The organism is Aggregicoccus sp. 17bor-14, assembly GCF_009659535.1.
GTDB lineage: Bacteria > Myxococcota > Myxococcia > Myxococcales > Myxococcaceae > Aggregicoccus.
This window is the reverse complement of sequence record NZ_VJZZ01000021.1, coordinates 83,895-97,190: the sequence shown is the minus strand read 5'-3', so window position 1 is coordinate 97,190 and position 13,296 is coordinate 83,895. Positions and strand designations below refer to the sequence as shown.

At 72.3% G+C, this 13,296-nt stretch carries 12 protein-coding genes; 9 read left to right on the top strand and 3 right to left on the bottom strand.

Features of this window, described 5'->3' with window-relative positions; genetic code table 11:
* Positions 1-142 precede the first annotated feature (142 nt).
* Positions 143-1,585 (bottom strand): sigma 54-interacting transcriptional regulator, encoded by a 1,443-nt coding sequence (locus tag FGE12_RS28110; protein WP_153869729.1) that lies wholly within the window; start codon positions 1,583-1,585, stop codon positions 143-145.
* A gap of 200 nt (positions 1,586-1,785) precedes the next feature.
* Between FGE12_RS28110 and FGE12_RS28105 the strand changes: the two genes are divergently transcribed.
* Entirely contained in the window at positions 1,786-2,763 is a 978-nt protein-coding gene (locus FGE12_RS28105) for a RimK family alpha-L-glutamate ligase (protein ID WP_153869716.1), read from the top strand.
* 207 nt (positions 2,764-2,970) lie between these two features.
* Positions 2,971-3,633, top strand: coding sequence for a DsbA family protein (locus FGE12_RS28100; RefSeq protein WP_228531171.1), 663 nt, complete (start codon positions 2,971-2,973; stop codon positions 3,631-3,633).
* A gap of 28 nt (positions 3,634-3,661) precedes the next feature.
* Here the strand turns inward: FGE12_RS28100 and FGE12_RS28095 are convergent, their stop codons facing one another.
* Complete coding sequence (locus tag FGE12_RS28095) at positions 3,662-4,462, bottom strand: hypothetical protein (protein WP_153869714.1); 801 nt, start codon at positions 4,460-4,462, stop codon at positions 3,662-3,664.
* Between the two features lie 208 nt (positions 4,463-4,670).
* Here FGE12_RS28095 and FGE12_RS28090 point away from each other — a divergent pair, with 208 nt between their 5' ends.
* The 4 genes from FGE12_RS28090 to FGE12_RS28075 all read left to right on the top strand — a co-directional run bounded on the left by FGE12_RS28090 (position 4,671) and on the right by FGE12_RS28075 (position 9,291).
* Positions 4,671-6,200: a hypothetical protein gene (locus FGE12_RS28090; protein WP_153869713.1), complete on the top strand. Its 1,530-nt coding sequence runs from the start codon at positions 4,671-4,673 to the stop codon at positions 6,198-6,200.
* Between the two features lie 292 nt (positions 6,201-6,492).
* On the top strand, positions 6,493-7,347 hold the full coding sequence (locus FGE12_RS28085; protein ID WP_153869712.1) for a carboxypeptidase regulatory-like domain-containing protein: 855 nt from the start codon (positions 6,493-6,495) through the stop codon (positions 7,345-7,347).
* Between the two features lie 20 nt (positions 7,348-7,367).
* The gene (locus FGE12_RS28080) at positions 7,368-8,471 is read left to right on the top strand and encodes an FAD-dependent oxidoreductase (RefSeq protein ID WP_194798357.1); all 1,104 of its coding nucleotides are present in this window, start codon (positions 7,368-7,370) and stop codon (positions 8,469-8,471) included.
* An 82-nt stretch (positions 8,472-8,553) separates the two neighbouring features.
* Entirely contained in the window at positions 8,554-9,291 is a 738-nt protein-coding gene (locus FGE12_RS28075; RefSeq protein ID WP_153869710.1) for a metallophosphoesterase, read from the top strand.
* 3 nt (positions 9,292-9,294) lie between these two features.
* On the opposite strand, the gene FGE12_RS28070 is transcribed toward FGE12_RS28075, so the two are convergent.
* On the bottom strand, positions 9,295-9,672 hold the full coding sequence (locus tag FGE12_RS28070; protein WP_370459178.1) for a DUF2750 domain-containing protein: 378 nt from the start codon (positions 9,670-9,672) through the stop codon (positions 9,295-9,297).
* Positions 9,673-9,870: 198 nt separating this feature from the next.
* Here FGE12_RS28070 and FGE12_RS28065 point away from each other — a divergent pair, with 198 nt between their 5' ends.
* The 3 genes from FGE12_RS28065 to FGE12_RS28055 all read left to right on the top strand — a co-directional run bounded on the left by FGE12_RS28065 (position 9,871) and on the right by FGE12_RS28055 (position 13,091).
* Positions 9,871-10,464 (top strand): carboxypeptidase-like regulatory domain-containing protein, encoded by a 594-nt coding sequence (locus tag FGE12_RS28065; RefSeq protein ID WP_194798356.1) that lies wholly within the window; start codon positions 9,871-9,873, stop codon positions 10,462-10,464.
* Between the two features lie 114 nt (positions 10,465-10,578).
* Positions 10,579-12,405 (top strand): HAMP domain-containing sensor histidine kinase, encoded by a 1,827-nt coding sequence (locus FGE12_RS28060; protein ID WP_153869708.1) that lies wholly within the window; start codon positions 10,579-10,581, stop codon positions 12,403-12,405.
* A complete protein-coding gene (locus tag FGE12_RS28055) occupies positions 12,402-13,091 on the top strand; it encodes a response regulator transcription factor (protein WP_153869707.1) in 690 nt (229 codons plus the stop codon). Before FGE12_RS28060 ends, FGE12_RS28055 begins: the two co-directional genes overlap by 4 nt.
* Positions 13,092-13,296 lie beyond the last annotated feature (205 nt).

Sequence of the window (13,296 nt, the reverse complement as noted above, 5' to 3'; positions counted from 1 at the left end):
CGCGGCGCCTCCTTTCTCGCTCGCAGAGTTAGGTCTAGACACCCCAACCCTACGGGAGACTGCGCGCCGCGCGGCTCTTACTTTCCTCCCCCCCTCGCGCCGCCCAAAAGGGCGAAACACGAGCCAGAGGGAGAGGGGACATTCAGCGCGGCTTCATGCCCTTCGCGTCGAGCTGGTACTTCTTCACCAGGCGCTCGATGGACTTGCGGTGCAGGCCGCTCTCGCGCGCGGCGCGGGAGAGGTTGCCCTCGCAGCGGCGCAGCACGCTGGTGATGTACTCGCGCTCGAAGTTCTCGAGCAGCTGCTCCTTCGCGTCCTTGAAGGAGAGGTGCTCGTTGAAGGGCAGCGGGCCCTCCTTCACCTGGCCGAGCACGCGCGGCGGCAGGTTCGCCGGGGTGACCTCCTCGCCCTCGCTGAAGGTGAGCACGTGGCTGAGCACGTTCATCAGCTCGCGCACGTTGCCCGGCCACGGGTAGGCCATCAACACCGCGAGCGCCTCGGGGCTGAAGCGCTTGCGCCCGTGCTTCTCCACCAGCTCGGGGTCCGAGAGCGCGCGGCGCAGGATGTGCGGGATGTCGTCGCGGCGCTGGCGCAGCGCGGGCAGCTGGATGTTGATGACGCTGAGGCGGAAGTAGAGGTCCTCGCGGAAGTTGCCCGCGCTCACCTCCTTCATCAAGTCCCGGTGCGTGGCGGCGATGACCCGGCAGTTCACGCCGATGACGTCGTTGCCGCCCACGCGCCGCACCTCGCGGTTCTCCAGCACGCGCAGCAGCTTGGGCTGCAGGTCGAGCCGCAGCTCGCCCAGCTCGTCCAGGAAGATGGTGCCGCCCTGCGCGCGCTCGAAGGCGCCGGGGCGGCTCGCGAGCGCGCCGGTGAAGGCGCCCTTCTCGTGCCCGAACAGCTCGCTCTCGATGAGGTTGGGCGGAATCGCGCCGCAGTCGAGCACCACCAGCGGGCCCTTCGAGCGCGGGGAGAGCTCGTGGATGGCCTGCGCCACCAGCTCCTTCCCGGTGCCCGTCTCGCCGCCGATGATGACGCTCACGTCCATGGGGGCGATCTTCTTGATGAGCCCGAAGATCTGCCGCATCTTCACGCTCTGCCCCACCATGCCGCACAGCTCACCGTCGCGGTCCGGCTCGACGGTGACCTCCTCGTCGATCGGCGCGAAGAGCATGGTGCTGGTGCCCGCGCGGATCTGCGAGCCGCTGGTGAGGTAGGCGCGCTCGATGCGCCGGCCGTCCAGGAAGGTGCCGTTGGTGGAGTTGAGGTCCACCAGCAGGTAGCCGCGCTCGGTGTACTGGATCTCGAAGTGGTGGCGGCTCGCGGTGCGGTCCTCCACCAGCACCAGGTCGTTGCTGCCGTGCGCGCCCACGCGCAGGCGCTCCTTGTCGCTCACCACCGAGCGCCCCTCGTCCGGGCCCAGCGTCACCTGGAGGCGACACTTGCGCAGCTTGAGCGTGGTGCGCGGCTCCACGACCTGGGTGGCTGGCTCCACCCCGTGGGGGTGGGCGAGCGCATCCAGGGAGAGGTCGCCTGGGTTGGTGAGGATCTCGTCCGGGTGGGCTTGGGCCTTGGCGTGCGTCATCAGCGTGGCCGAAGCGTAACAGAAGCGGCCCTCCTGCTCGCCTCCCCTCCGGGTCCAGAAGCCGTCCGGTGCAGGACGCTTTCGCACGGCGAACGCAGCGCTTCGCGGGGCTGTCGCGCTGTTCCGGAGTCGTGCGTGCGCGCGGGCGCTGCGGAAGGGACAGGGGCGCGAACGGTGCGTGTTACGGTGTTCGACCCCCTATGGCTGCGAAGAAGCCCAAGTCCCTGCGCAAGAAGTCGCCTGCGCCCGCGCGGCGCGCGGCGAAGAAGACCGTGGTCATCCTCAGCCGCAAGCGCTCGCTCTACAGCACGAGCCGGCTGGTCGAGGCGATCAAGGCGCGCGGCCACCGCCCGCTGGTGCTGGACACGCTGCGCTGCAGCATGATCCTCGCGCGCGGGCAGCCGCGCATGCTGTACCGCGGCGTGGAGATCCGCGGCGTGGACGTGGTCATCCCGCGCATCGGCGCGTCCATCACGGCGTACGGGCTCGCGGTGGTGAACCACTTCGACATGATGGGCGTGCCCGTGGTGAACAACTCGGTGCCCATCGCGCGCAGCCGCGACAAGCTGCGCTGCCTGCAGCTGCTCAGCCGCTTCGACATCGACATCCCGCGCACCGTGATGGCGCACGACCGCAGCAACGTGGGGCGCCTCGTGGAGGAGGTGGGCGGGTTGCCCGTCATCATCAAGCTCATCCGCGGCACGCAGGGCGTGGGCGTGATGATCGCGAGCACGCTGGCCGAGGTGCAGACCATCGTGGACACCTTCTGGGACCTGGGCCAGGAGATCGTGCTGCAGGAGTTCATCGCGGAGAGCAAGGGGCGCGACATCCGCGCGCTCGTGGTGGGCGACCGCGTGGTGGGCGCGATGCGCCGGCAGGCGAAGAAGGGCGAGTTCCGCAGCAACCTGCACCGCGGCGGCGAGGGCACCCCGGTGAAGCTCTCCCCCGAGTACGTGGAGACGGCGGTGAAGGCGGCCCACATCATCGGGCTGGAGATCGCCGGCGTGGACATGCTCGAGGGGCACGCGGGCCCCAAGCTGATGGAGATCAACTCCAGCCCCGGCTTCGAGGGGCTGGAGGGCGCCACGGGCGAGGACATCGCCGGCAGCATCGTGGACCACGCCCTCGCCTTCGCCGGGGCGCAGGCGGCCGGCTGGAGCAAGCGCCGCGTCATCTAGGGGAGGTGCTAGGGGAGAACCCGCTGATGCAGTGCGTGCGGCGCGGCTCCACTCCCGGTGAGCAGCCGTCCAGCCGAGCCCTGCGCCTCGTGGGTCGATGTGGCAGAGGGCATGGGCGCGCAGTGTCAGGGGGGATTGTTAGCGCGGCCCGAGCGCACTTACTCTCGGCGCCCGCCGATGAATTCCCTGCCCAAGCCGTTGCCGCTGATGCCGAAGCCGCTGCAGATCACGGTCTACCAGGACGTGCTGTGCGCGTGGAGCTACCTCGCGGACTCGCGACTCGACGTGCTGCGACAGGAGTTCCGCGACATCGTCCGCTTCCGCGTGCGGCCCTTCCCGCTGCGCGTGAACGACGTGCTGCCCACCGACAAGGAGCGCCGTGCGCTCGTGAAGGAGGTGGAGCGGGCGCAGGAGGAGCTGGACCCGGCCGCGCGCCTCATCACTCCCGAGCTGTGGAAGGGCTCGGATGCGCCGCGCAGCAGCGTGCCCGCGCTCGCGGCGCTGGAGGCCGCGCGGCTGCAGGGCCCCACCGCCCGCGCGCTGCTCGCCCGCGCCATGCAGCGCGCCGCGCTCGAGCAGGGCGTGAACGTCACCCGCAACGACGTCATCTTCGAGCTCGCCAGCCGCGTGGGGCTCTCCATGAACGCGTTCGCCGCCGCCTTCGCCAGCCCCCAGACGCGCCAGCTGGTGATGGACGAGCACCGGCTCGCCGCCGGCCGCGGCGTGCGCGGCGTGCCCACGCTCGTCATCGGCGGGCGCTGGATGGTGTGCGGCCTGCGCGAGGTGAGCGAGTACCGCGAGCACATCCTCGCCTGCCTCGGCAAGCTGCACCTGCCCAAGGCGGGCGAGACCGAGCGCCTCTTCCACTAGCGGCAGCGCGCGCCGTGGCCGCCGCGCCCTATGGACGCTCGACGTCCGCACCGTGGCGCAGCGCGAGGTACAGCCCGCCCATCAGCAGCTGCATCGCGGCCAACGCGGGGACCACGCCCACGCAGCAGGCCACCACCCCCGCGAGCATCAGGCCCGACGAGATGAACATGGCGGCCAGCGTCGGAAGGCGCTGTCCGTCGACCACCCGGTAGCAGTTGCGCAGCGGCTGCAGCATGCCCGGGTGCGCGCACAGCACCGTCTCGGGCACCAGGAAGTAGAGCGGCAGGGTGGCGTAGACGAACAGCACGAAGAGGCCCAGGCCCAGCAGCCCCAGGAAGGCCAGGGTGCCCCAGTTCCAGGCGAAGAGGCCCTGCAGGTACGCGAAGTAGCCCGCGCCCGCGAGCGCTCCCAGCGGTACCAGCATCGCGAGCATCGCCACGATCGTGAGGAAGAGGTAGCGCGGCGCCTGGCGCACCTGGCCGAAGAGCTGCCCGAGCTCCACCGGGGCGCCCCGCAGCGCCTGCAGCGCCATGGCCATCAGCCCCAGCGTGAGCGCGCTCTGCACCGCGAACTGCAGCAGCGCCTGCACCACCGTGATGGGGAGCACGAGCGCCTGGCTCAGCTGCCCTGCGATGGCCCCCGCGAGCATCCCGACCAACGAGACGCCGTACGGAATCAGCATCGTGAGCAGCGCGCCTACGCTCAAGAGGAGCCAGTCGCGCCGGAAGGCGTCCATGCACGCGTCCAGCAGCGCGCTGAAGTTCCAGCTGTCCCGCGTGAGCGCGAAGGCCTGTGCCCGCACGCCCGAGTCGTTGCCCTGATCCATCATCTCTCTCGTTTTCCTCGCGCCCTGGACGTCCGCCTCTGGAGCGGAGCGTGCCGACACGAGCCTACCTCAGCTCGCCCTGCCCCCTCGCGCGGAGACCCCGCAGCCTGGGTTAGGCTCACGCCAGGCGTGAATTTATTTCCTGCCTGCCCGTCTGCCCCCGCGACGTGATCGTGGCCGCTGCTCCCCAGCGCGGCCGGGAGATCCACACATGCGCCGCCTCCTCACCCTCCTCGTCCCGCTCGCCTTCTCCGCTGGCGCGAGCGGCTGCGTGGCCCACACCCACGCGTACTACCCCGCCGAGCCCGCGGCCTACGAGTACTCGTACTCGGGCATGCACCCGGTGCCCTACGACTCGGGCGGCGGCTGGTGCACCGAGTCGCACGTGCACGTGCACGCGTACGCGCCCAGCGCCCAGTACGTCTACACGGACAACGTCTACGCGTACCGCGGGCCCACCGTCGTCTGGTACGTCGACGTCCACCCCGACAACCACGGCGGCTACTGCAGCCTGCACGGGCGCCACTCGCACGACTACTTCCCGACCCGCGACTACAGCTGGGACCGCGGCCGCGATGTCTACGTCTACAACCGCCCGATCCCCGCCAACTACGGCGGCGGGAACGGCAGCAGCTACACCCCGCCCCCCACCGGCGTGGGTCATGGGTCCACGCCTCCCTCCTCCGGCGGCGGCTGGGGCAATGGCGGCGGGCATGGCAACGGCGGCGGCTACAACCCGCCCCCCGGCCACGGCGGCACGCCCCCGGGGCACGGTGGCACGCCTCCGGGCCACAACGGCGGCGGCTGGGGCAACGACGACGATGACGACGGGCATGGCCACGGCAGCGGCGGCCCCTGGGGTCACGGCAACGACGACGATGACGACGGCCACGGCAACGGCCATGGCAACGGCGGCGGGCACGGCAACGGCGGCGGCTGGGGCAATGGCGGCGGGCACGGCAACGGCGGCGGGAACGGCCACGGCAACGACGACGGTGACGATGACGACGACGATGGCCACGGCAATGGCGGCGGCTGGGGTCACGGCGGCGGCCAGGGCAATGGCAATGGCGGCGGCTGGGGGCACGGCGGTGGCCAGGGCAATGGCGGGGGCGTCGGCAACGGCGGCGGCTGGGGTCAGGGCAGCGGCGGTGGTCAGGGCCACGGCAACAGCGGCAACGGCGGTGGCAGCAGCGGCAATGGCGGCGGCAACGACAATGGCGGCGGTTGGGGCAACGGCGGCAATGGCGGCGGCAACGACAATGGCGGCGGTTGGGGCAACGGCGGTGGCCACGGCAACAGCGGCAACGGTGGCGGCAGCAGCGGTGGTGGCAACAGCGGCAACGGCGGTGGCAGCAGCGGTGGTGGCAACAGCGGTAACGGTGGCGGCAACAGCGGTGGGGGGAGCAGCAGCGGTGGTGGGTGGGGCAACGGCGGCGGCCACGGCAACAGCGGCAATGGCGGTGGCAGCAGCGGCAGCGGTGGCGGGAGCAGCAGCGGTGGTGGCTGGGGCAGCGGCGGCGGCAGCAGCGGCAGCGGTGGCGGCCATGGCAACAGCGGCAGTGGTGGCGGCAGCAGCGGTGGCGGTTGGGGGAGCGGTGGCAACAGCGGCGGTGGCAGTGGCCACGGCGGCGGCAACGGCGGTGGTGGTGGGCATGGCAACGGCGGCGGGTCCGGCGGCAGCTCGCGCCCGGCCTCGCACTCCGCGGGTCGCTCGTCCTCGGGTCGCGGGTGGCGTTAGGCACCCCGGGCTGAGCGCCCTCCCCTCACCCTGACGCTCTCGCACAGAGGGCAACAAAGGGGTCCCCAGCCATCGGCTCGGGACCCCTCGTCGTTTCTGGAGCACGGCTGCTCGCCTGCTGCCTACCTCCACTCCGTCGGGCACGGGACGATCCGTGCGCGAGGGTGGATTGCCAGCGCCCGCACCCGTGCCGATCTTGCCGCCAGGTCGGAGCCGGCGCTGGGACGGGAGGGGGCACCCAGCAGGCTGGCCCGCACAGCAGCACACCTCCACCCTTCACGCCCCGATCTCCATGACGCGCGCTGCCCTGCTCGCCACCTGTGTCCTCGCCACGCTCTGGGGGGGCTGCGGCTCCGATGGTCCTGGCGCCAGCCAGGCCGGAGTCGAGGAGGTGGACAGTGAGGATCTGCTCATCACCGTGAGTGGCCAGGCCGCGGTCTTCCCCGAGGCCGCGCAGTACCTGCGCGCGCGCAGCATCGACCTGCCCGCGCTCGATGGCCTCCCGGTGCGCATCGAGGAGCCCCTGCGCGTCGCCGTGAACGATCCCGACGCGCCGCTCGCCACCGGCAGCCTCGCCACCGACGGCGCCTACCGCGTCTCCGAGGTCCCGGTGCGCAACGTGCTGCTCAGCCTCGGCGCCGGCGTGGGCGACGGGAGCTTCAGCGGCAACCTGATGCACACCAGCACCATCGTCTTCGACACCGCGCTCACCCAGACGCGCCCGCGCCGCGACCTGGTGGACACGCGCGCCTACGTGCTGCCGATGCGCTACGTGCAGGCGCTCTCGTACCTCGTGGGCGAGCCGCGCATCCGCGCGCTGAGCAACGGCCTGCTCGCAGACCTGCAGGAGACCGGCTTCGTGCTCGGCCGCGTGGTGGACGCCGCCGGGATGCCCGTCGCCGGCGCCCGCATCTCCGCGGTGGACCGCCCCGACCTCGCGGGCCACGTCTTCTACCCGAGCGGCGACGCCGGCACGCTCGGCACCGAGGCCACCGACGCCTCCGGCCTCTTCCTCTACGTGCACTCGGGCGGCAACGTGGAGACCTTCCGGCTCGCCGTGGAGGGCGCCGCCGGCACCTATGTGCCGCGCAACGCAGGCGCCGCGCGCGGCCTCGGCGTGCTGATGATGATCTCGCCCAAGACGTAGCGCTGAGGCATACCGGCGAGGTGAAGCGCCTCGTCCTGCTCGGCCCCGGTCACCCCCACCTGCTGCTGCTCGCGCACCTCGCACGCGCGCGGCCTTCCGGCGTGGAGGTGGTGCTCGTCTCGCAGGGCCCCGCGCAGCTCTACAGCGGGATGCTCAGCGGCTGCCTCGCCGGGATGTATCCGCCCGCGGCGCTGCAGGTGGACCTGCCTGCGCTTGCCCGCGCCGCCGGCGCGCGCCTCGAGCAGAGCGGGGCGCAGGGACTCGAGGCCTCGGCCCGGCGCGTGCGGCTCGGCGATGGACGCGTGCTCGACTACGACGTGGCCAGCGTGGACGTGGGCAGTGCGCCGGCGCACGACGAGGTGCCGGGAGTTCACGCGCTCGCCGTGCCCCTCAAGCCGCTCGCTGGGGCGCTCACGAGGCTGCGCAGGTTGTCCGCAGGCCCCCTGCTCGTGGTGGGTGCGGGGGCTGCGGGCGTGGAGCTCGCGCTGTGCCTGCAGGCGCGGGCGCAGGTGCCCACGGCCCTGGTGGAGCGCGGCCCGTGCGCACTGCCCGAGCAGTCCGCACGGGCCCAGCGGCTCGCGGCCCGCGTGCTCGCTCGCCGCGGCATCGCCGTGCATGCGGGAGAGAGCGTCGCCGCGCTGGAGCCGGGAGAGGAAGGACTGCAGCGGGCGCGGCTCGGCTCCGGACGCACTCTGCCCTTCGCGACGTGCGTCTGGGCCACGGGGCCGCGGCCGCATCCGCTGCTCGCGAGCTGCGGGGCGGCGCTCGATGCGCAGGGCTATCTCGCCGTGCACGACACGTTGGAGAGCACCTCGCATCCGGGGCTGTTCGCCGCGGGTGACTGCGCGGGCTTCGTCAGTGGCCAGCATGTGCCGCGGGCCGGCGTGTACGCGGTGCGCGAGGCGCCCGTGCTGATTCACAACGTGAGCGCGCGGCTCACGGGCACCGAGGTGCTGCGGCGCTACCGCGCGCAGTCGGGCTACCTCGCGCTGCTGAACGCCGGCGACGGTACGGCGCTGGGAGCCTGGCGGGGCTGGGCTGCGGAGGGACGCGTGCTGCTGCGCCTCAAGGACCGCATCGACCGGCGCTTCATGGCCCGGTTTCCGCGCCGCTCGTCGGACTGAGCAAGGCACTCGTCCCTCACCTGCCCTCACTGGGAGCGAACATGAAGGTTGGCAGCGGGCGCGTATGAGGTAGAGGAGGTGCATGCGCCTCTTCGCAATCGGCGACACGCACCTTCCCTCCACGCGCAACAAGGACATGCACCGCTTCGGCTGGGACGAGCATCCCCTGCCCCTGCAGCGCGCATGGGACGAGAAGGTGCGCCCCGACGACGTGGTCATCGTCGCGGGCGACATCTCCTGGGCCACCCGCGCTACCGAGGTGCTCGACGACCTCAAGTGGCTCGACTCCCGCCCCGGCCGCAAGGTGCTGGTGCGCGGCAACCACGACTACTGGTGGGGCGACAGCGCGAGCAAGCTGCGCCGCCTGCTCGAGCCCTTCCCCACCCTCGAGGGCTTCCTCCACAACAGCGCCGTCGTGATGGGCCCCTGGGTCATCGCCGGCAGCCGCCTGTGGACCGCGCCCGAGGCCCCGCCCATGCCCGGCGGCGAGATGGGCGACGAGCCCGCTGACCTCGGCTACGTCGAGCGCGAGACGCGCCGGCTCGCCACCTCCTTCGAGGACGCGAAGAAGAAGGAGGCCGCGAGCCCCACGCCCCTCACCCGCGTCGTCGCCGTGCACTTCCCGCCGCTGTACGCGAACGAGAAGCCCACCGCCTTCACCGGCCCCATCGAGGCCTTCGCCCCCAAGGTGTGCGTCTACGGCCACCTGCACGCGGCCGGCATCGCCGCGGGCTTCACCGGCGAGCACGGCGGCGTGCGCTACGTGCTCGCCTCCTGCGACGCGGCGAAGTTCAGCCCCGTGCTGCTCGACGAGCAGTGACGCTCAGGCCTGCGGCGTGCGGGCGCGGGCCGCCTGCAGGTCCTCGCGCAGCTGCGATGGGCTCACCGGGTAGCCCTGCCCGTCCGGCGTGTTGAAGATGCCCAGCATCAGGCCTCCCGCCTCCAGCTCGGGCAGGAGCACGCTCTCCAGCTCCGCGAGCGTGATGGGGTGCGGCGCGTAGCCCTCCCACAGCCGCGTCGCGCACAGCACCGCGTACTCGGGCGCGGGCCACAGGGTGAAGACGTCGCGCCCCTCGGCGTCCACCGCCAGCGCCCAGCCGTCCTCCTGCAGCCCCCACACCTCGCCCGTGCGCAGCGCCTGCTCGAGGAAGTGCCGGTAGCGGCGGATGGCAGGCAGCTGCAGGACGGCGTCGACGGACACGGCATGGCTCCCAGGAGGCAGAGGTCCGGTCTCGCAGAGTCGAGGCGCCTTGCCCAGCGCAAGCTGTGCAATCCACCCGCGCCGCGCAAGAGGCAGCGGGCCATGCGGTTGATGAGGATTTCGTGAAGAAGCGGTGCGGAGCACATGCAACGCGCCCACCCGCAGAGGCGCAGGCTCGGGAGCATGAGAAGCGCCTGCGTGCTCATCACCCTCCTGGTGGCCTCGGCGGTCCAGGCCCAGTCTGGAGCCCTCCTGGGCAGCGTGCGCGACCGCCGCACGGACGCTGCCCTCCCGAGGGTGCGCGTCACCGTGCGTGCCTCCACCCTGCCCGCGCCGCTCGAGGTGCACACGGACGCGGAGGGCAACTACCGGCTCGCCTCCCTGCGCCCCGGCTCCTACCTCGTCACCCTGGAGCGCGAGGGCTTTGCCACCGCCACGCGCGCCGAGCTGCACGTGCGCGACGGCCGGGTGCTGCGCGTGAACGTGGCGCTCGAGCCGCTCGGTGAGGAGCGGGCGCAGGAGCACGACCTGCCCCACCCAGGGCGCCTCTGCGGCGGAGAGCGACGGCTCGCTCCGAGCCCTCCCGCGCGCGGCTTCGAGTCCCTCGTCGAGCTCGCGCCTCCCTCGGTGAGCGAGGCCTACGCGCTGTCGATCGGACCAGCCGCCTCCGAGCAGGGCTGGGTGCTGGAGGGCGTGGTCGAGCCGCCGGCGAGCGACGGATTCCGCCCCTCCACTCGCAGCGAGCCTCTGCACCTGCGCACCGTCCCCGTGCGCGAGGACGCCGGGTGGTGAGGAGGCGATGGTGCGCACGCGGAGCCATCGTTCCACGACCGGAGCGGGCCCCCGTCGCCGCGGTGGACTTCGGCCACCCTCCCCGGTTGAAGTAGCGCCTTCGCCCTCTCGCGCATGCTCCGCAGGCTCCTACCCACCCTCGTGCTGCTGTCGCTCGGACTGCTCGTCCTGGGCTGGGGCCTCTTCCGGCTGCAGCGCATCTTCGCCGCGGAGGCAGACAGGGCGCGCGCCTCGCTCTCCGCGCGCCGGGAGGCGCTCGCGCAGTACGCCTCCGAGTCCCTGCGCCACACGCTGCGCCAGGCCTACGAGCGCGTGACGCCGATGATGGAGGCCGCGCGCCAGGACCCGCTCGCGCCCGCGGAGGGCCTGTACCTGCACGAGCGCGGCGAGCAGGTGCTGCCGCGCGTGGCCCGCTGGGACCTCGAGGCCGAGGGCAAGGCGCGCAGCGCGTACGCGGCGCTGCGCGAGGGCAGCGTGCAGCCCGGGGACAAGTCCAAGGAGGGCCCCTGGGCCGAGCGCCTCGCGCTGCTCGCACAGCTGGGGCGCGCGCTGGAGCGCCACGACGTGGCGCGCACCGACCACCTCTTCTCCCAGGTGCTCCTGCACCGCGGCGCCTTCCGCGTCGCCACGCTCGAGGACCTGCCCTACATGGTGGTGCTGCTCGAGCGCCTCTACGAGGGCACCGAGCCCTTCCCCGACCTGATGCGCGGCCTCCTGCGCGACGGCGTCTCGGACGGCCAGGGCGGCCGCGTGGAGGGGCTGCAGCGCCAGCTGCTGCTGCAGCGCACGCGCTTCGGCCCGCGCGACTTCGACTTCCTGCGCGAGCACATCGCGCGCCTCAGCGAGCGCGCGGGCGCCCCGTACGCGGACTTCGAGGCGCGGGCGCGCGAGCTCGCTGACGCGCCCCTGCCGCTGCCGGGCGCGCTGAGCGAGGCGGTGGTGAACGGAGACTGGTACCTCGCGCCCTACCCGGACGGCTCGGTGCGCGGCGTGGCCATCGACCTGCCCTCGCTGGTGCAGGACCTCACCGAGGAGATGCGCGGGCGGGGGCTGATCGGCCCCGAGGGCGAGGTGGTGTCTCCGGCGGCGAACATGCCCCTGCGCCGCTTCGCCACGCTGCGGCTGCCGGTGGAGTCGCCCGAGTGGGAGCGCGACAGCGCGGACATCGCGCAGCACTACCGGCTGAAGACGGCGCTGCTCGCGGGCTGCGCGCTGCTGGGGCTCGCGCTCTTCGCGCTGCTCTTCCTCGCGCAGCTGCGCAAGTGGCGCTTCGTGGAGCTCAAGAGCGACTTCGTCGCCGCGGTGAGCCACGAGCTGCGCACGCCGCTCGCCTCCATCCGCCTCATGGCCGAGACGCTGGAGCGCAAGCTCTCGGGCGCGCCGGGCGCGAAGGACTACCCGCAGCGCATCGTGCGCGAGGCGGACGGCCTGAGCTTCCTCGTGGAGAACCTGCTGTCCTTCCACCGCATCGACAAGGGGCGCTGGGTGCCGCGCCGCTCGCGCGTGCGGCTGGAGGAGCTGGTGGGCGCGCTGCGCCAGGACCTCGCCGCGTGGAGCGAGCGCCCGGTGCAGCTGCGCGCGAGCGTGGGCAGCATGGAACTGGACGCGGATGCGCCGCTCCTGCGGCTGCTCTTCAGCAACCTCGGCCGCAATGCCTGCGCGTACAACACGCGCCAGCCGGTGGAGCTGGACATCGAGGCGCAAGCCGGCGGCCGCGTGCTGTTCCGCGACAACGGCGTGGGCATTCCGAAGGGCGAGTGGGAGCGCGTCTTCGAGGAGTTCCACCGCCTGCGCGGCAGCGGCCCCGAGGTGCACGGCAGCGGGCTGGGGCTCGCGCTGTGCCGCCGCATCATGGCCCTGCACGGGGGCACCCTGCGCATCGCCGAGTCCAGCCCCGCGGGCACCACCTTCGAGCTCACCTTCCCGGAGACCGCCTCATGAGCAACCCCTCCATCCTCATCGTGGAAGACGACACCAACCTGCGCCTCACCCTCACCGACAACCTGCAGGACGAGGGCTACCAGGTGCAGGGGGCCGCGAGCGCGAAGGAGGCGCAGGCGCTGCTCGCCCAGCGCACGTTCGACCTGCTCATCCTGGACGTGATGCTGCCAGACGGGGACGGGTACAGCCTGTGCCGCAGCCTCAGGGCCAAGGGCGTGAAGAGCATGGTGCTGATGCTCACCGCGCGCACGCTGGAGGACGACCTCGTGCGCGGCTTCGAGGCGGGGGCGCAGGACTACCTCGCGAAGCCGTACCGGCTGCGGGAGCTGCTCGCGCGCGTGGGCGCGCTCTTGCGGCGCGGCGGCGTGGCGCCGGTGCAGCAGAGTGTCGCGTTCGGCGGGTTCACGCTGGACCTCGCGAAGCGGCAGCTGAGCTCGCCCGCGGGCACGGGCATCGAGCTCACGCGCAAGGAGTTCGACCTGCTCGCGTTCCTCTTGAGCCACCGCGACCGCGCGCTCACGCGGGATGAGATCCTGGACGCCGTGTGGGGACAGGACGTGGTGGTGGACCCGCACACCGTGGACAACTTCGTGAGCAGCCTGCGCAAGAAGCTCAACTGGACGAGCGAGGCCGGCTTCGCCATCCACACCATCCGCGGCGTGGGCTTCCGGATGGAAGTCGCGTGACCGCCCCCTCTCCCCCTGGGAGAGGGTCGGGGTGAGGGATTGCCGAATGCGCGTGACCGTGAGGACGTGGGCAGTGGCGCTGCTCTTTTCATTCGGCTGCGCACATGCGCCAGCTCACAGAGCCGCGGAGCAGGACGACATCCAAGAGGCAGCGATTCGCAGGCTGACTGCCGGCTACACGGAAGTAGACCCGGTCCTTTGCATC

What these genes read in the sequence shown, in the direction of transcription:
- FGE12_RS28110 (WP_153869729.1), bottom strand. Translation starts at nt 1,585, where the DNA reads ATGACGCACGCCAAGGCCCAAGCCCACCCGGACGAGATCCTCACCAAC.
- FGE12_RS28105 (WP_153869716.1), top strand. Translation starts at nt 1,786, where the DNA reads ATGGCTGCGAAGAAGCCCAAGTCCCTGCGCAAGAAGTCGCCTGCGCCC.
- FGE12_RS28100 (WP_228531171.1), top strand. Translation starts at nt 2,971, where the DNA reads ATGCCGAAGCCGCTGCAGATCACGGTCTACCAGGACGTGCTGTGCGCG.
- FGE12_RS28095 (WP_153869714.1), bottom strand. Translation starts at nt 4,462, where the DNA reads ATGATGGATCAGGGCAACGACTCGGGCGTGCGGGCACAGGCCTTCGCG.
- FGE12_RS28090 (WP_153869713.1), top strand. Translation starts at nt 4,671, where the DNA reads ATGCGCCGCCTCCTCACCCTCCTCGTCCCGCTCGCCTTCTCCGCTGGC.
- FGE12_RS28085 (WP_153869712.1), top strand. Translation starts at nt 6,493, where the DNA reads ATGACGCGCGCTGCCCTGCTCGCCACCTGTGTCCTCGCCACGCTCTGG.
- FGE12_RS28075 (WP_153869710.1), top strand. Translation starts at nt 8,554, where the DNA reads ATGCGCCTCTTCGCAATCGGCGACACGCACCTTCCCTCCACGCGCAAC.
- FGE12_RS28060 (WP_153869708.1), top strand. Translation starts at nt 10,579, where the DNA reads ATGCTCCGCAGGCTCCTACCCACCCTCGTGCTGCTGTCGCTCGGACTG.
- FGE12_RS28055 (WP_153869707.1), top strand. Translation starts at nt 12,402, where the DNA reads ATGAGCAACCCCTCCATCCTCATCGTGGAAGACGACACCAACCTGCGC.